Raw genomic sequence first — 15,980 nt, 5'->3', positions numbered from 1 at the left:
TCAGTGTGTATCAGGCTTGGGTAATGTTGGCCCGCGCCGCATGCAGCTTCTTGTAGCTGTCAATCAGGCGCAAATGCCGGTCCAGGCCTTCCAGCTTCATGCTCGTCGGCGTTAGCCCATAAAAGCGCACACTGCCGTCGACCGAGCCGATCACCGCGTCCATGCGCTCGTTGCCAAACATGCGCCGGAAGTTGGCCTCGTAGTCAGCCAGTTCCAGGTCCTCATCCAGTTCCATCTCCAGCACCGCGTTCATCGCCTGGTAAAACAGGCCGCGCTCAACGGTGTTGTCGTTGTACTGCAGGAACATCTCTACGCATTCCTTGGCCTCTTCATACTGCTTCAGCGCCAGGAATATCAGCAGTTTCAGCTCCAGGATGGTCAACTGGCCCCACGCGGTGTTGTCGTCGAACTCAATGCCAATCAACGTAGTGATATCGGTGTAGTCGTCCAGCTCACTTTCTATCAGGCGCTCGACCAACGCCTGCAGCTCCTCCTCGCTGAGGCGGTGCAGGTTGAGGATGTCTTCGCGAAAAAACAGCGCCTTGTTGGTGTTGTCCCAGATCAGGTCATCCACCGGGTAGATTTCCGAGTAGTCCGGCACCAGGATGCGGCAGGCAGTAGCGCCCAGGTGCTCATACACCGCCATGTACGACTCTTTGCCCATGCCTTCGAGGATGCCGAACAGCGTGGCGGCTTCCTGGGCGTTGGAGTCTTCGCCCTGGCCGGAGAAGTCCCACTCGACGAATTCATAATCCGACTGGGCACTGAAGAAGCGCCACGACACTACGCCGCTGGAATCGATAAAATGCTCGACGAAGTTGTTCGGCTCGGTGACCGCCTGGCCTTCGAAGGTCGGCTGCGGCAGATCGTTCAAGCCTTCGAAGCTACGGCCTTGCAGCAGCTCGGTGAGGCTGCGTTCCAGTGCCACTTCCAGGCTCGGGTGCGCGCCGAACGAGGCGAACACGCCGCCGGTGCGCGGGTTCATCAAGGTCACGCACATCACCGGGAATTCACCGCCCAGGGAGGCATCCTTGACCAGCACCGGAAAGCCCTGGGCTTCCAGGCCTTCGATACCCGCCAGGATGCCCGGGTACTTGGCCAGCACTTCGGCCGGTACGTCCGGCAGGGCAAATTCGCCTTCGATGATTTCGCGCTTCACCGCCCGCTCGAAAATCTCCGACAGGCACTGCACCTGGGCTTCGGCCAAGGTGTTACCCGCGCTCATGCCGTTGCTCAGGTAGAGGTTTTCGATCAGGTTGGACGGGAAATACACCACCTCGCCATCGGACTGACGCACGAACGGCAGCGAGACAATGCCACGGGCTTCGTTGCCGGAGTTGGTGTCGAACAGGTGTGAACCACGCAGCTCGCCCTCGCGGTTGTAGACTTTCAGGCTGTAGGCATCGAGGATTTCACTCGGCAGCTCATCGTTGGGGCCCGGCTGGAACCAACGCTCGTCCGGGTAATGCACGAACGGCGCGTTGGCCAGGTCCTCGCCCCAGAACTGGTCGTTGTAGAAGAAGTTGCAGTTCAGACGCTCGATGAACTCACCCAAGGCCGACGCCAGCGCGCCCTCTTTGGTCGCGCCTTTGCCGTTGGTAAAGCACATCGGCGAATGGGCGTCGCGGATATGCAGCGACCACACGTTGGGCACGATATTGCGCCACGAGGCAATCTCGACCTTCATGCCCAGGCCCGCGAGAATCGCCGACATGTTGGCGATGGTCTGCTCCAGCGGCAGGTCCTTGCCGGCAATGTAGGTGCCTGCTGCGGACGTGGAGTTGGGCATCAACAGCGCCTGGGCATCGGCGTCGAGGTTCTCGACTTCCTCAATCACGAATTCCGGCCCGGCCTGCACCACTTTCTTCACGGTGCAGCGGTCGATGGAGCGCAGGATGCCTTGGCGGTCCTTGTCGGAGATATCTGCGGGCAATTCAACCTGGATCTTGAAAATCTGGTTGTAGCGGTTTTCCGGGTCGACGATGTTGTTCTGCGACAGGCGAATGTTCTCGGTGGGAATATTGCGCGTCTGGCAGTACAACTTCACAAAGTACGCCGCACACAACGCCGACGAAGCCAGGAAGTAGTCGAATGGCCCCGGTGCCGAACCGTCGCCCTTGTAGCGGATGGGCTGGTCGGCAATGACCGTGAAGTCATCGAACTTGGCTTCAAGCCGAAGGTTGTCGAGAAAGTTGACCTTAATTTCCATGCGGGCACACCAGAATAACGAGCTAAACAAATTGGCCGCCATTATGAAGCGTTTCGCCGGGAAGTCTCAGGGATTTGCATATGGGCTGCCGATCGGTGCTAACTTCCAACCAGTTAGATAATGTTCACCTCTGCCAGGACAGGCCATGGAACCGATAGCGACTAACGCCGCATTGTTGATCATCGATATGCAAAAAGGCATGGCCGATCCCACCCTTGGCCGCCGCAACAACCCAGACGCCGAGCTGCGCATACAGCAATTGCTCAATGCCTGGCGCCAGGCGCAACGCCCGATCATTCATGTGCGGCATATCTCCCGCTCTGCCGCTTCAGTGTTCCGGCCAGGCCAGCCCGGCTGTGAGTTCCAGGATGCGCTGCACCCCCTGGCCCAGGAGCATGTGGTTGAAAAAAACGTACCAGATGCGTTCAGCGCCACGGGCCTGGAGCGCTGGCTGCACCTGCGCTCGATCCAGCAGTTGGTAATCGTCGGGGTCATCACCAACAATTCAGTGGAATCCACCGCACGCTCGGGCGGCAACCTGGGGTTCGACGTGATCGTGGCGGCGGATGCGTGTTTTACCTTCGATCAAACCGACTTGTCGGGGCGGCTGTGGGCCGCAGAGGATGTGCATGCACTGTCGCTCAGTAACTTGGCGATGGACTATGCAAGGGTGTTCCAAACGAGTGAAATCCTGGCCAGTCATTAATGAGCAATGCAGACATGCATCAGGGCAAACGCACGATGGCGACCGCTTGCCGGCCTGGACGGTTAAAACACCCCGGCATCCTCCAGCATTTGCGGTAACGCCTGCGGCCATACCGTATCGCTCGTGGCGCGCAACGCTTCTGCCGACCACCAGCGATGATCCGCCATCACTTGGGTCTCCTGTAGCGTCCACTCGGCCCTGGATAACGCCTCGCTGGGCGCATGCACAACGAAGTACCGCTCAACCGCCAGCACCGTTTCGCCGCAGGGCAGCATCAAGGTCACGTCGCGCTCTGCTACACATTCCCCGACGCTGCTCACCGTGATCCCAGTCTCTTCGCGCAACTCACGAATCGCGGCGCTGTGGAAGCTCTCCCCGGCCTCCACGCCACCGCCCGGCGTGGCCCAGTAATCCTGGCCGGTCAGGGCGCCGTCTTTATGCACGAAGCGAAACAGCAACACTTGCTGCGCAGGGTTTATGACCAGTAATCGTGCGGCTTTGCGTTCACGCATCTGATTGATTCCTTTCTATAAAAGCCGAAACCATCCAGCTCAGAAACGTCCGTAGGCGTGTCGTAAATGCCTCGCCCTCGGCGCTCGGGTTGCGTGCCTCAAACAGGAAGTAGGCGATTTGCACGCGCATGGTCGGGTAATGCTGAACAAACAGCCCGACGTAGTCTTCCAGGGTTTGCGGCCAGGTTTGCGCATCTTCCGCTCGCAGGGTGTGGGTGGCGCGGATCAAGGCCCGTGATGCTTCCCGCTGCAGGCCAAGCCGCGTGTGTTCAGGGCTGGCCTGTTCAATGCGCACCAGGTAAGTCGTGAGCGCCTGTTCAAAATCGCCGTTGACCGCCAGGGCGATGGCGCGGGACGGGTGAAACGGTTCGACGTGCAGTGACAGGTCTTCGCCCCAGAGACAGCGGCAATGATGGTTGAGCCAGAAACCCCAACTGTTTCGGTTTTCAGGCGCCAACACTTGGGCGCAGTGGCCGATGTCGAAGTCGATCTTGGTGACGCTCGGATGCCGTTGCTCCAAGGCGAGTCGGGCTGACTCCAACTGTTCAAGCACGGGCGCATCCGGTGGCTCCACCAGTATCAGGGAAAGGTCAAGATCAGAAATGCCGATCTCACCTTCGCCCCGTGCGATGCTGCCATACAGGTAAATCCCGTGCAGCCCCAGCTCAGGCCGGGACAAGGTAGCGCAGATGTCCGTCAGCAGGGGCTGGAACTGGGGTTGTATAGGCCCATCGACGACGGTGAGGATATAGCCGTCGGCATCGATGCCAGCAGATTTTTGGGTAGTCACGGGCGATGCACCTCAATCACCAACCCTTCCTCTTCACTCGGCACACTGAAATGGCGAGTGATCAGGTCAAACTCGGCATCGGTGGCGGCAAAATCATGCTCACCCCGAGCGTTGCGCGCATGCAGGCGCGCACGACAGGTGGCATCATCCAGCTCCAGGTAATGCAGGCAGTGCGGCACCTTGGCTGCCTGGGCCAGGCCGAGTAACCATTGACGATTGGCGAGGGTATTGGCCGGAAAATCCAGCACCACATTGACGCCGCACGCCAACAGATTGATCACCAGCGGCTCAAGTACCCCACGAACCTGTTGGGCACAGCGCAGGTAGTCGGCAATGCTCTGGATCTCGCCGGGATAGAGATTGGCCAGCCACTGGTCTTCACTGAGCACAATGGCCCCATGCTCGGCGGCCAGGGTCTTGGCGAGTGTGGACTTGCCGGCGGCGATCTTGCCGCAGAGCAGATGCAGGGTGGGCATAACGCGATTCCTCATGTCGGGCCAGGAAGAATGAGTCATATAGCCGCTGTGGTAAACATATGCAGGCATAGGTATCTATATAACGTTGTGGGCTGTAGCAGCAGACGGTAACCACGATGCGAAGCGAGCCGCTCTTGCTCTGCTTGTGATCTTGATCTCAGGCGCCCCGTTAAACCACGTTGGCCGGAATTCGACAGGGATTTGGGGGGTAAACCGGCAGGGATGCCGGTTTAGCCGCCACGCGCCATGGATGGCGCGTGGCGGCGGCCCCCCAAATCACTGGCGGATTACGGGCACACCGAGCCCAAGCGAGGTGCCGAGTGGTGGGGCAAGAGCGTTTTGCTTACTTTTGCGCTTTTCAAAAGTGAGCCGCCGTCAGGGCGGAACCCTAGGTGGCCGTTACCTAAATAACGGATATGTACCCGGTCCAACTGTGTTGACTGTTAGGCCGCCTTCGCAGGCAAGCCAGCTCCCACATTTGAATCGCGGCGCGTTAGTTAGATCGACGCCGGCTGTCAGGCCGTCACGGGAGCAAGCTCCCTCGCCACAGGTTCAGCGTCGCACCAAAATTGTGTAGATACCTATGCATATGCAGGGGAACGCCGGATCGAAACACACCTCGACACGCCCTCCCAGTGAACTTTCTTGCAAATGCCATGCTCCTTTCCTATGCGAAGTCAGCGCGCCCTGAGCCCAGGGTGCAGAACGATAAGGAGCCGCCACCAACATGACTACCCTCTCCACTTACCCCGTCGTCAGGCCTGGGCCGTTGCACGGGACTTTGCTTGCCGGCACCGTGCCGTTGTTTCTCGGGGCCTTGCTCAGTGATATCGCCTACGGCCAGACCTACCAGATCCAATGGGCCAATTTTGCCTCCTGGCTGATCGCCGGGGCGCTGGTGTTCTGTGGTTTTGCCCTGCTGTTTGCGCTGGTCAACCTGGTGCGTGCCGAACACAAGGGCGGGCGCCCGGTGGCGTACTTCCTGTTGTTGCTGGGCACTTGGGTGCTTGGCTTGGTCAATGCCTTCCAGCATGCCAAGGACGCCTACGCCATGATGCCCACCGGCTTGGTGCTGTCGGCGATCGTCACCGTGCTGGCGATTGTCGCCACCTGGATCGGCTTGACCAACCTGCGCTCAGGAGCTGCCCGATGAAACCACTCAACACACTGACCCTGCTCAGCGCCGCCCTGTTGCTGAGTGCCTGTGGCGGCGAAGGTGACAAGACCCAGGCACGCGGCCCTGACCCCAAGCTGCCCGAACAACAAAGCAGCCTGTTGCCGAGCATGAAGATTGCCGAGCCCACGCCGTGGGGCGATCAAAAGCCCAAGGTACCCGAAGGCTACAGCGTCACCGCCATCGCCACCGACCTTGCGATCCCGCGCCAGACCCTGGTGCTGCCCAACGGCGATATCCTGGTGGCCGAAGGCCGTGGCGGCAGTGCGGCCAAGCTCAAGCCCAAGGACGTGATCGCCAGTGTGATCAAGGCCCAGGGCAACACCAAGGTCAAGGGCGGCAACCGCATTACGCTGCTGCGTGACGCCGACGGTGACGGCACCTATGAACTCAAGACGGTATTCGCCGACAACCTCAACGCTCCCTACGGGCTGGCATTCGCCGACGGCAAACTGTATGTGGCCAACCAGGACGCACTGGTGCGCTTTGACCACGCCGACGGCCAGACCAAGGCCAGCGCCCCGCCCGTCAAAGTCACCGACCTGCCGGCGCAGATCAACCATCACTGGACCAAGTCATTGGCCGTGAGTGACGACGGGCGTCAGCTGTATGTGGGCATCGGTTCCAACAGCAACATCACCGAACGCGGCATGGAAGTGGAGATCGACCGCGCAATGGTCTGGCAGATCGATGCCGCCACCGGTGCGCATAAGCCCTACGCTACAGGCCTGCGCAATCCGACGGCGCTGACCATCCAACCGGGCTCAGGGCAACTGTGGACCGTGGTCAACGAGCGCGATGAACTCGGCCCCGACCTGGTGCCAGACTACCTGACATCGGTGCGTGAAGGTGCCTTCTACGGCTGGCCCTACAGCTACTGGGGCCAGAACGTCGACCCCCGCGCACAACCGCAAAACCCGGCCAAGGTGGCTGCGGCGATCAAACCCGATTACAGCCTGGGCTCCCATGTGGCCGCGTTGGGCGTGGATTTCTCCATCCCTGCCATGGGTGAAAAATTCGCTGACGGCGCGTTTGTCGGCGAGCACGGTAGTTGGAACCGTGACAACCCAGTGGGCTACAAGGTGATCTTCGTGCCGTTCAGCAACGGCAAACCGGCGGGCGAGCCCATCGACTTTGCCACCGGCTTCCGCGGCGACGACGGCAAGACCCGTGGGCGTCCAGTGGGGGTGACGGTGGACCCCAAAGGCGCGCTGATCATTGCCGACGACTTGGCCAATACGATTTGGCGCGTCACGCGTAACCAATAACCGCAGATGACAGGGGCTGCGACGCCCCTGTCAGCCGTCACTCTGCAATTGTGCGTCAAGCCAGGCCAACAACGCCGTAATCTCCTCCCGACTGCCCGTCCCTTGCTGCCTGTAGACCGAAATAGCCTCGGGCAAAAACACGCTTTCTGCGCAGAGCCGCACCAGCGCCCCACTCTCTATCAGCCGGCTTGCGGTACGACGCCAACCCATGGCGATACCGTGCCCTTCCACGGCAGCTTGCAACATCAGCGGGTAACTGTCGAAGGTGGCACTGCGCGCATCCCTGGGCAACGTGTGGCCGAACATCTGCAGCCACTCATCCCATTCCATCAAGTGCGGCGGCTCGGAGCTGTGGTGCAGAAATGTACAGGGCTGTAATTCAGTCAGCGCTAACGGCTTTTCCGGGCAGAGGTAGCCGGGGCTGCACACCGGGAACACCTCGTCGGAGGCGGTGAACATCAACGTATGGCTGCCACTGGCGCGCCGGGTACTTTGCAGGGCCACATCGAAATGCCCGTCGAACTGGGTGATCGGCCGCGTACAGGTCACCACCTGGATCTCGATCTGCGGGTATTGCTGGTGGAAGGTCGCCAGACGCGGCATCAACCAATAGAACGCCTCGCATAGCTGGCATAGCAGTACCACGCGATTGCGCTGGGGCGATGTTCTCAGGCTGACCGCGCCCTCACTGATGCTCTGCAAGGCCTGGCTGACCACCCGCCCCAGCTCACGCCCTTCTTGCGTCAGGAACACCCCACGGTTGCGCCGACAAAACAGCTTGACCCCCAGGTTGTCTTCCAGCCCGCGAATCTGCCGACTGACAGCCGCCTGAGTAATGTGCAATTCATCGGCCGCCTTGGAGAAACTCTCCAGGCGCGCCGCCGCTTCAAACGGCAACAAACTGGCCAGCGGCGGTAAGGTTTTGCCAAGTGCATTCATAATCTGTGGTTATGCATCCAAGGCTGAAAACTCGTTTGTAGCACACCCGCCGCGCTGGGCACCATGACTCCCTCACTTCATGGAGCAGCCTGATGACCACCGCCCGCGCCTCACTCTTTACCGGTGTGATATTGGCCGTTGTCGCCACCCTGGGCTGGGCGCTGAACTTCATTGCGCCCTACGTCACCGGCGTCTACAGCCTCTACGACTTGATGGCCGTGCGGTTCCTGATGGCCGGTGGGCTGGGCATCGCCGGGATGATGGTGTGCAGGGCGCAATTGAGTGCACTCAGCTGCGGCCAGTGCCTGCTCGCCGCAGCACTGGGCGCACTGGGTTGCCTCGGTTATGGCGTGTGCATTGCTGGCGGTGTGATGTTCGGCGGCCCGGTGCTGACGCCAGCGTTTGTCGGCATGGTCCCGGTGCTACTGGCGTTGATAGGCAACGCCAGTCACAAGACCCTGCAATGGCGCCAGTTGGTGATGCCGTTGTCCTGCCTCACTGTGGGGCTGTTGCTGGCGACAGTCAGCAGCCTCCACCTGCCCGCCTCCGGCACCGGTTCCTGGCTGGCGGGGTTGTGTTTCTCCTTGGGCGCAGTGGCCGTGTGGCTGGGGTTCAGCGTCATCAATCAACAGCAACTGGCACGCCTGCCTGCCCGCGCAACCGACCTGTGGACCGCCTTGATGCTGGTAGGCGCAGGCGGCGCGGCGCTGTGCCTGCTGCCGTGGCTATACACGCTGGGCTTGTTCCGGTTGCCGACCCTTGGCGCGGGCTGGAACCAGGCATGGCCGCTGTATGCCTGGAGCCTGGGCATCGCGGTGATGTCCACGGTGGTCGGCGCCTGGGCCTGGAACGCGGCAACGCGGCGCCTGCCCATGGTACTGAGTGGCCAATTGATTGCCCTGGAATCACTCTTCGCCAGCCTGCTCGGTCTAGGCTTTCACCGGCGCTGGCCGACGCCAATGGAAGCCGTGGGCCTGGCTGCCGTGCTCGTCGGTGTGGTCATGGCGGTTCGTACCCTCCTGGCGCAGGCAAAACCCGCCACAACCCATCAGACCTTCGGGGAGATTCAACCATGACCCATTCAAACGACGCACTGGCACTGCCCCACACCTTTGACTTTCGCAATCAAACTGTGCGCTGGGGCCAGCTGGGTACCCAGGGGCCGGCGCTGGTGATGGTGCATGGCACGCCGTTCTCTTCCCATGTGTGGCGGCGTATCGCGCCCTTGTTTACCCAGCAGTACCGCGTGTTCTATTACGACCTGCTTGGCTATGGCCAGTCTGATCAGGCGCCGGGCCAGGACGTGTCTCTGGGCGTGCAAAACCTGTTGCTCGACGCCCTGCTACACCATTGGGGCCTGGAACGCCCCCATGTGCTCGCCCATGATTTTGGCGGCGCCACGGCCCTGCGCACGCATCTGCTTGATGGCTGCGACTATGCCAGCCTGACCTTGATCGACCCCGTCGCCATGGCGCCCTGGGGTTCGCCGCTGGTGCAGCATGTGCGCCGCCATGAACAGGCCTTCAGCGACGCGCCGGCCTATATCCATGAGGCGATTGTGCGTGCCTATCTACAGGGCGCCGCCTTCACGCCGCTGCCTGCCGAGGTGCTGCACGCCTATGTCACGCCCTGGACAGGCGAGGTAGGCCAGCCCGCCTTCTATCGCCAGATTGCACAGATGGACCAGCGCTATACCGACCAGATTGAAGAGCGGCTCGCCGAGCTGCGTTGCCCGGTGCAACTGCTCTGGGGCGAAGAAGACCAATGGATCAACGTGGCACAGGGCGACGCGCTCGCAGGTAGATTAGGTGCACGCTACCTGCGCGTCCCGCGTGCGGGGCATCTGGTGCAAGAGGACGCGCCCGAGGTCATCGTCGCTGCCTTGATGACCTTTCTAGCTAGCGTCACAGATCAGTGATTTCCTTGTGGCGCGGCACCAGCGTCTTCATCACGCTCCAGGCCACCAGATAAGCCAGGGCGCAGATGGCAAACATGATCATGTAGCCGGTATGGATGTCGTTGATGGACTTGTAATAGTCGAACACCCAGCCGCCGATCTTGGTCATGAGCACGCCGCCCAGGCCACCGGCCATGCCGCCAATGCCGACCACCGAGGCCACGATTTTCTGCGGGAACATGTCGGACACGGTGGTGAAAATGTTGCATGACCACGCCTGGTGTGCCGAAGCGCCCACACCGATCAGCAACACCGGCACCCAGAAGCTGAGGTAACCCAACGGCTGCGCCAGCAACACCACGAGCGGGAACAGCGCAATCACCAGCATGGCTTTCATGCGCCCGTCATAGGGGGCATCGCCGCGCGCCATGAAGTAGCTGGGGAACCAGCCGCCGCCAATACTGCCGACCATGGTCATGCTGTACAGCACCGCCAGCGGCATCACGATATCGGCGCCTTTCATGCCGTATTGGGCAGACAGGTAGGTGGGCAGCCAGAACAGGAAAAACCACCACACGCCGTCAGTCATGAACTTGCCGAAGGCAAACGCCCAGGTCTGGCGGTAGGTCAACAGTTTGAACCAGGAGACTTTCTTTCCTGCGGTGCCCGTCGGTGCCGGGGTAAACGGTTGTACGGTCTGGTCGCTGCGGATGTAGGCCAGTTCCTCAGGTGACAGGCGTTTTTGCTGTTCCGGTTTTTCGTAAACGGCGGCCCACACGGCTACCCAGACAAAACCCAGCATGCCGATGACCATAAACGCCGCCTCCCAACCCCACAGGCCGGCAATCAGAGGGACACAGATCGGCGCCAGGATCGCGCCGACGTTGGCGCCGGAATTGAAGATACCGGTGGCCAGGGAGCGTTCTTTCTTGGGGAAATATTCGGCAGTGGCCTTGATCGCGATCGGGAAGTTACCCGCTTCGCCAATCGCCAACACAGCCCTTGAGAGCATGAAACCGGCAATGGACACCGGGATCACCGCCAGGCCAATGGCACCACTGACGGCTGCGATACCCTCGCCCATCGGCACCGCAAACGCATGCATGATCGCGCCGGTGGACCAGATACCAATGGCTACCACATAGGCGGCCTTGGTGCCGATCCTGTCGACGAAGCGCCCGGCAAACAGCATGGAAATGGCGTAGACGAACTGGAACACCGCCGCGATGTTGGCGTAGTCGGTGTTGCTCCAGCCAAACTGCGTCGACAGTTGCGGTGCCAACAGGCTCAGCACCTGGCGGTCGAGGTAATTGACCGTGGTCGCGAAAAACAACATCGCGCAGATCGTCCAGCGATAGCTGCCGACCGCCTGGCCGACACGAAGGGCACTGATGGGCTCGTTCAGATTCATGGCATCACTTTTTATTTTTGTTAGGTAGGACATATGTAACGTCATATGTCGTCGTACAACTGCGAGTTTTATAGCGAGACGCCCACGCAGTGTCAATCGCAAAGATTGCCGCTTATCGAGGATTTACGCGGAATAGGAAAATGTCAGGCTTGTGCAGTTGTAGGATGACAAACCCTGAGCACCAGGCTGGGCGCTTGGCCGGGTACATCATCCAGCAGGCCAAAACGTTGCATGCCGAGCTTCTCCAATACGCGGATCGACGCAGCATGATCGGGTCGCACTAACCCGAAGACTTCCGGTAGAGATAGCGTGTCAAACGCCAGCGCCAGGGCATCCCGCCCCAGTTCAGTGGCATACCCCTGCCCCCAGGCCTCGACGGCCAGGCGATAGCCAAGGTTGATGCGCTGCTGCGTCAGGTAGTTAAGTGGCGCAATGCCGCCAAACCCGATGATGTGCTCGGGGCTCTCTTTGCAGGCAATCGCCCACCAGCCGTAGCCCTGGGAGGTCCATTGCTCCAGCCAGTGATCCAATAGCCGTTGTGCCGCATTTAGGTTGGGCAGCGGGCCGGCAGGATTGAACAAGTTGGTCTGTGGATCACCGAAGATCGCGAACAATCGCTGAACGTCTGCGGCCCGTGGTTGGCGGTAGGTAAGGCGTGAATGACTGCTTGGCATTTAAATGACTTCCCTGCTTTGCCTGACTAACAATGACAATTCCCCTGTGGGAGCGCTCGAGCTTTAGCGAGGCCGCGATGGCGACAGTTCAGGCAACACAACTGCCAACAGTACCGCCGCCTTCGTAGCCTCGCCGGGGCTCGACAACTCCCACATCGGTTATGCGCCTGGCACAAATCCCCTGTGGGAGCGGGCTTGCCCGCGAAAGCGGAGTGCCAGTCACTGAATCTTCGACTGAACCACCGCTTTCGCAGGCAAGCCAGCTCCCACATGGGTCATGTACTACCCACAAAATCTGCGCCTGGCCCAGATCCCCTGTGCGGGCTTGCCCGCGAAAGCGGAGTGCCAGTCACTGAATCTTTGACTGAACCACCGCTTTCGCAGGCAAGCCAGCTCCCACATGGGTCATGTACTACCCACAAAACCTGCGCCTGGCACAGATCCCCTGTGGGAGCGGGCTTGCCTGCGAAGGCGGTGTGTCAGTCACTGAATCTTTGACTGAACCACCGCTTTCGCAGGCAAGCCAGCTCCCACATTGGCCCTGTATTGCCCACAGAATCAGCGCCTGACACAAATCCCCTGTGGGAGCGGGCTTGCTCGCGAAGGCGGTGTGTCAGTCACTGAATCTATGACTGAACCACCGTTTTCGCAGGCAAGCCAGCTCCCACATTTGATCTGTTTTGCCAATAGCCATGCTTCGGCCTCCAGAACCCGGCATTTTTACCCCCGTGAGAAAAAATACAGAAAGCGGTGAATTATTTCGTGTCCACTTGTATCTGAACTGACAGAGCGGTGCCATCGTAGCGATGGCACCTCCCCTGTTCAGCTTTTGAGTGGCCCGCATGAAACTACGTAAAAAACGCGTCAAACCCATCGGATTGAAAGACATCACCATTGTCGACGACAACAAGATGCGCAAGGCGATCACCGCCGCCGCACTTGGCAATGCCATGGAATGGTTCGACTTTGGCGTCTATGGCTTTGTCGCCTATGTGCTGGGCAAGGTGTTCTTCCCTGACGCTTCCCCCAGCGTGCAGATGATCGCAGCGCTGGCCACCTTCTCAGTACCTTTCCTGATTCGCCCGTTGGGCGGCCTGTTCTTCGGCGCACTGGGCGATAAGTACGGGCGGCAAAAAGTCCTGGCCGCCACCATCGTGATCATGTCTCTGAGCACGTTCGCCATCGGCTTGATCCCCGGCTATGCCTCCATTGGCATCTGGGCCCCGATCCTGTTGCTGCTGTGCAAAATGGCCCAGGGTTTCTCGGTGGGCGGCGAGTACACCGGCGCGTCGATTTTCGTGGCTGAATATGCTCCGGACCGCAAGCGCGGTTTCCTTGGCAGTTGGCTGGACTTCGGCTCCATCGCCGGTTTCGTGCTCGGCGCGGGTGTGGTGGTGTTGATCTCCACCGTGCTCGGTGAAGCAGAATTCGAGGCCTGGGGCTGGCGCTTGCCGTTCTTCCTCGCCCTGCCCCTGGGCATCATCGGCCTGTACCTGCGCCACGCACTGGAAGAGACCCCAGCGTTTCAACAGCATGTCGACAAACTCGAACAGGGTGACCGCGAAGGCCTGAGCCACGGCCCTAAAGTCTCGTTCAAGGAAATCGCCACCAAGCACTGGCGCAGCCTGCTGACCTGCATTGGTATCGTCGCGGCCACCAACGTGACCTACTACATGCTGCTCACCTACATGCCGAGCTACCTGTCCCACAACCTGCACTATGCCGAAAACAGCGGCGTGCTGATCATCATTGCGATCATGGTCGGCATGTTGTTCGTGCAGCCGTTCATTGGTTTTGTCAGCGACAAGATCGGCCGCAAGCCGTTCATCATCGCCGGCAGCATTGGCCTGCTGTTCCTGTCGATCCCGGCCTTCATGCTGATCACCAGTGGCAAGACCGGCCTGATTTTCGGCGGTCTGTTGATTCTGGCGGTGGTGCTGAACTTCTTTATCGGTGTGATGGCGTCGACCTTGCCGGCAATGTTCCCCACCCACCTGCGCTACAGCGCCCTGGCTAGCGCCTTCAACGTCTCGGTACTGATCGCCGGTGTTACGCCGACCGCCGTGGCCTGGCTGGTGGAGAGCACCAACGACCTGTACATGCCCGCCTATTACCTGATGGTGTTTGCGGTGGTTGGCCTGATCACGGGCCTGACCATGAAGGAAACCGCCAACAAGCCCCTGCGTGGCGCGGCCCCGGCGGCTTCCGACATGGAAGAAGCCAAGGAGCTGCTGCAGGAGCATCACGACAATATCGAGCAGAAAATCGAAGACATCGATGCCGAGATTGCCGCGCTGCAAACCAGGCGGGAAAACCTGGTACAGCAACACCCGCGCATCAACTAATAACCTGACTGTGCGTGGTCGCGGCCTGCGACCACGCCATTGGAGCGTTCAGCATGGTTTCAAGCGTCACCGCCGCACACAGGTTACTCAGCGCAGACGAGCGCGCCGCCATTGCCGAAATTGAAGCAACCACCAATATCCTCAAGCTGGTCACCCGTCTGACCGGGATGAGATTCGCCGGCATCGCCAAGTTCACCGACCAGGAATGGGTGGTGTGTTCGGCCTACGACCCGCTACAAATGGGCATCAACGTCGACGACGTACTCGACCTGGAAACCACCCTGTGCAGTGAGTTCTGCATCAACCCACACACCCTGTTCGTCCCCCAGATCAGCCAGAACGGCCGTTTCGCGTCACGCCCGGTGGTCAAGCAATACGCCATCGAAAGCTACGCCGGTGCGCCGATCTTTCTGCCCGATGGCCGCCTGTTCGGGGCGCTGTGCGCGCTGGACTCACGGGCCATGCTGTTCGACGACCCGAACCTGCCGGAAACCCTGAGCCTGTTCGCACGGCTTATCGGCTGCATCTTCTACGCTAATCTGACCCCGGCGGATCACTGACACCCGCCCGGCCTCGCAGTGCTGCCATATCACGCTTGGGCGGCACCCCGAACAGCCGGCTGTACTCACGGCTGAATTGCGACGGGCTCTCATACCCGACTTTGAACGCGGCACTGGACACATCCTGGTGCTCGTTCAACATCAATCGTCGTGCTTCATTCAGACGCAGCCATTTCTGGTATTGCAGCGGGCTCATCGCGGTCAGTTGCCGGAAGTGATGGTGAAAGGTCGCCGCGCTCATTTGCACCCGCGCTGCCAACTCTTCCACACGCAGGGCCGCGTCGAAATTCAACTTCAGCCAGTCGATGGCCTTGGCAATCCGATAGCCCTGCCCGTCCACCGAACAGATCTGGCGCAGTCGGCCGGCCTGGTCGCTTTTCAATAGCCGGTAATGAATCTCGCGCTGGATCAATGGCGCGAGTACCGGGATAGCCTCGGGTTCGTCCAGCAACGCCACCAGGCGCGCGAATGCGGCCAGCATGCCGTCGGTGACCGTGCCGATCCCCACGCCCTTCATGACTGCGCGCTCACGCACCGGCGGCAAGCCACCCTGGGCGATCAGCTCGGCGAGCATGCGCAGGTCCAGCTTGAACGTCAGCCCCAGGCACGGCTGCTCGGGGCTGGCGGCCAGCACCTCGGAATTGGCCGGAATGTCCAGCGACGTCACCAGGAACCGGGACGTGTCGTAGGGGTAGCCCTCGCCGCCGACCCACAACTGCTTCTCGCCCTGAGCCACCAGCACGATGCACGGCTCAACCATGCACACCACCGGCGCAGCGGGTTGCTCACGCCGATAAAAGCCCAGGCCGGGGATCGGCATCGCGTAGTCGCCGGGCGACGGGGTGCGCGAACCAATCGACTGGATCAGCGCGTTCAGGGGGGTGGGAGTGGACGTCATAACAGACCCTTTCAATGCTTCATTGCACTTTACCCGCGCAAGTCACGGGCGTCGTCATCTGGCGCTGAAACTCAGAGGATCAGGCAAGTAATCCACTCAAATGCACTACAGAAGCCCTGCC

At 60.5% G+C, this 15,980-nt stretch carries 15 protein-coding genes; 7 read left to right on the top strand and 8 right to left on the bottom strand.

Features of this window, described 5'->3' with window-relative positions; genetic code table 11:
- Window positions 1-10 precede the first annotated feature (10 nt).
- Window positions 11-2,209, bottom strand: coding sequence for an OsmC domain/YcaO domain-containing protein (locus JMV15_RS07490; protein WP_014718632.1), 2,199 nt, complete (start codon window positions 2,207-2,209; stop codon window positions 11-13).
- A gap of 145 nt (window positions 2,210-2,354) precedes the next feature.
- Here JMV15_RS07490 and JMV15_RS07485 point away from each other — a divergent pair, with 145 nt between their 5' ends.
- Entirely contained in the window at window positions 2,355-2,915 is a 561-nt protein-coding gene (locus JMV15_RS07485) for a cysteine hydrolase family protein (protein WP_014718633.1), read from the top strand.
- A gap of 62 nt (window positions 2,916-2,977) precedes the next feature.
- On the opposite strand, the gene JMV15_RS07480 is transcribed toward JMV15_RS07485, so the two are convergent.
- The 3 genes from JMV15_RS07480 to JMV15_RS07470 are packed head-to-tail and all read right to left on the bottom strand — an operon-like array spanning window position 2,978 to window position 4,693.
- The gene (locus tag JMV15_RS07480; protein WP_038450317.1) at window positions 2,978-3,427 is read right to left on the bottom strand and encodes an NUDIX hydrolase; all 450 of its coding nucleotides are present in this window, start codon (window positions 3,425-3,427) and stop codon (window positions 2,978-2,980) included.
- Window positions 3,420-4,217 (bottom strand): nucleotidyltransferase domain-containing protein, encoded by a 798-nt coding sequence (locus JMV15_RS07475; protein ID WP_014718635.1) that lies wholly within the window; start codon window positions 4,215-4,217, stop codon window positions 3,420-3,422. The genes JMV15_RS07480 and JMV15_RS07475 overlap by 8 nt, the downstream gene beginning before the upstream one ends.
- Entirely contained in the window at window positions 4,214-4,693 is a 480-nt protein-coding gene (locus tag JMV15_RS07470) for an AAA family ATPase (protein ID WP_014718636.1), read from the bottom strand. The genes JMV15_RS07475 and JMV15_RS07470 overlap by 4 nt, the downstream gene beginning before the upstream one ends.
- A gap of 727 nt (window positions 4,694-5,420) precedes the next feature.
- Here JMV15_RS07470 and JMV15_RS07465 point away from each other — a divergent pair.
- Together JMV15_RS07465 and JMV15_RS07460 are read left to right on the top strand one after the other, a co-directional pair.
- The gene (locus JMV15_RS07465; protein ID WP_014718637.1) at window positions 5,421-5,846 is read left to right on the top strand and encodes a DUF2231 domain-containing protein; all 426 of its coding nucleotides are present in this window, start codon (window positions 5,421-5,423) and stop codon (window positions 5,844-5,846) included.
- Window positions 5,843-7,135 (top strand): PQQ-dependent sugar dehydrogenase, encoded by a 1,293-nt coding sequence (locus tag JMV15_RS07460; RefSeq protein WP_201491326.1) that lies wholly within the window; start codon window positions 5,843-5,845, stop codon window positions 7,133-7,135. Before JMV15_RS07465 ends, JMV15_RS07460 begins: the two co-directional genes overlap by 4 nt.
- Window positions 7,136-7,165: 30 nt before the next feature.
- Here the strand turns inward: JMV15_RS07460 and JMV15_RS07455 are convergent, their stop codons facing one another.
- Window positions 7,166-8,074 carry a LysR substrate-binding domain-containing protein gene (locus tag JMV15_RS07455; RefSeq protein ID WP_014718639.1) on the bottom strand — a complete coding sequence of 303 codons (909 nt, stop codon included), beginning with the start codon at window positions 8,072-8,074 and terminating at the stop codon, window positions 7,166-7,168.
- A gap of 92 nt (window positions 8,075-8,166) precedes the next feature.
- Here JMV15_RS07455 and JMV15_RS07450 point away from each other — a divergent pair, with 92 nt between their 5' ends.
- A complete protein-coding gene (locus JMV15_RS07450) occupies window positions 8,167-9,150 on the top strand; it encodes a DMT family transporter (RefSeq protein ID WP_014718640.1) in 984 nt (327 codons plus the stop codon).
- A complete protein-coding gene (locus JMV15_RS07445; RefSeq protein WP_014718641.1) occupies window positions 9,147-9,992 on the top strand; it encodes an alpha/beta fold hydrolase in 846 nt (281 codons plus the stop codon). Before JMV15_RS07450 ends, JMV15_RS07445 begins: the two co-directional genes overlap by 4 nt.
- Here JMV15_RS07445 and JMV15_RS07440 read toward each other — a convergent pair.
- Both JMV15_RS07440 and JMV15_RS07435 read right to left on the bottom strand, forming a co-directional pair.
- Window positions 9,979-11,382 carry an MFS transporter gene (locus JMV15_RS07440; RefSeq protein WP_038450321.1) on the bottom strand — a complete coding sequence of 468 codons (1,404 nt, stop codon included), beginning with the start codon at window positions 11,380-11,382 and terminating at the stop codon, window positions 9,979-9,981. The two genes, JMV15_RS07445 and JMV15_RS07440, sit on opposite strands and share 14 nt — an antisense overlap.
- 143 nt (window positions 11,383-11,525) lie before the next feature.
- A complete protein-coding gene (locus JMV15_RS07435) occupies window positions 11,526-12,056 on the bottom strand; it encodes a GNAT family N-acetyltransferase (RefSeq protein ID WP_014718643.1) in 531 nt (176 codons plus the stop codon).
- Window positions 12,057-12,898: 842 nt separating this feature from the next.
- Here JMV15_RS07435 and proP point away from each other — a divergent pair.
- Window positions 12,899-14,401 carry a glycine betaine/L-proline transporter ProP gene (gene proP / locus JMV15_RS07430; RefSeq protein WP_038450323.1) on the top strand — a complete coding sequence of 501 codons (1,503 nt, stop codon included), beginning with the start codon at window positions 12,899-12,901 and terminating at the stop codon, window positions 14,399-14,401.
- 53 nt (window positions 14,402-14,454) lie between these two features.
- The gene (locus JMV15_RS07425) at window positions 14,455-14,961 is read left to right on the top strand and encodes a GAF domain-containing protein (protein WP_014718645.1); all 507 of its coding nucleotides are present in this window, start codon (window positions 14,455-14,457) and stop codon (window positions 14,959-14,961) included.
- Here the strand turns inward: JMV15_RS07425 and JMV15_RS07420 are convergent.
- Window positions 14,936-15,859: an AraC family transcriptional regulator gene (locus tag JMV15_RS07420; RefSeq protein WP_019817170.1), complete on the bottom strand. Its 924-nt coding sequence runs from the start codon at window positions 15,857-15,859 to the stop codon at window positions 14,936-14,938. The genes JMV15_RS07425 and JMV15_RS07420 overlap by 26 nt on opposite strands.
- Between the last annotated feature and the right edge of the window lie 121 nt (window positions 15,860-15,980).

Origin of the sequence: Pseudomonas paracarnis (assembly GCF_904063055.1) — a bacterium.
GTDB classification, from domain to species: Bacteria; Pseudomonadota; Gammaproteobacteria; order Pseudomonadales; family Pseudomonadaceae; genus Aquipseudomonas; species Aquipseudomonas paracarnis.
This window is presented reverse-complemented; position numbering and strand designations above follow the sequence as displayed.

Bases quoted from the DNA above. Each gene is read 5' to 3' on its own strand.
- JMV15_RS07485 (WP_014718633.1), top strand. From the start codon at position 2,355: ATGGAACCGATAGCGACTAACGCCGCATTGTTGATCATCGATATGCAA.
- JMV15_RS07435 (WP_014718643.1), bottom strand. From the start codon at position 12,056: ATGCCAAGCAGTCATTCACGCCTTACCTACCGCCAACCACGGGCCGCA.
- JMV15_RS07490 (WP_014718632.1), bottom strand. From the start codon at position 2,209: ATGGAAATTAAGGTCAACTTTCTCGACAACCTTCGGCTTGAAGCCAAG.
- JMV15_RS07470 (WP_014718636.1), bottom strand. From the start codon at position 4,693: ATGCCCACCCTGCATCTGCTCTGCGGCAAGATCGCCGCCGGCAAGTCC.
- JMV15_RS07480 (WP_038450317.1), bottom strand. From the start codon at position 3,427: ATGCGTGAACGCAAAGCCGCACGATTACTGGTCATAAACCCTGCGCAG.
- JMV15_RS07460 (WP_201491326.1), top strand. From the start codon at position 5,843: ATGAAACCACTCAACACACTGACCCTGCTCAGCGCCGCCCTGTTGCTG.
- JMV15_RS07420 (WP_019817170.1), bottom strand. From the start codon at position 15,859: ATGACGTCCACTCCCACCCCCCTGAACGCGCTGATCCAGTCGATTGGT.
- proP (WP_038450323.1), top strand. From the start codon at position 12,899: ATGAAACTACGTAAAAAACGCGTCAAACCCATCGGATTGAAAGACATC.
- JMV15_RS07425 (WP_014718645.1), top strand. From the start codon at position 14,455: ATGGTTTCAAGCGTCACCGCCGCACACAGGTTACTCAGCGCAGACGAG.
- JMV15_RS07465 (WP_014718637.1), top strand. From the start codon at position 5,421: ATGACTACCCTCTCCACTTACCCCGTCGTCAGGCCTGGGCCGTTGCAC.
- JMV15_RS07450 (WP_014718640.1), top strand. From the start codon at position 8,167: ATGACCACCGCCCGCGCCTCACTCTTTACCGGTGTGATATTGGCCGTT.
- JMV15_RS07445 (WP_014718641.1), top strand. From the start codon at position 9,147: ATGACCCATTCAAACGACGCACTGGCACTGCCCCACACCTTTGACTTT.
- JMV15_RS07440 (WP_038450321.1), bottom strand. From the start codon at position 11,382: ATGAATCTGAACGAGCCCATCAGTGCCCTTCGTGTCGGCCAGGCGGTC.
- JMV15_RS07455 (WP_014718639.1), bottom strand. From the start codon at position 8,074: ATGAATGCACTTGGCAAAACCTTACCGCCGCTGGCCAGTTTGTTGCCG.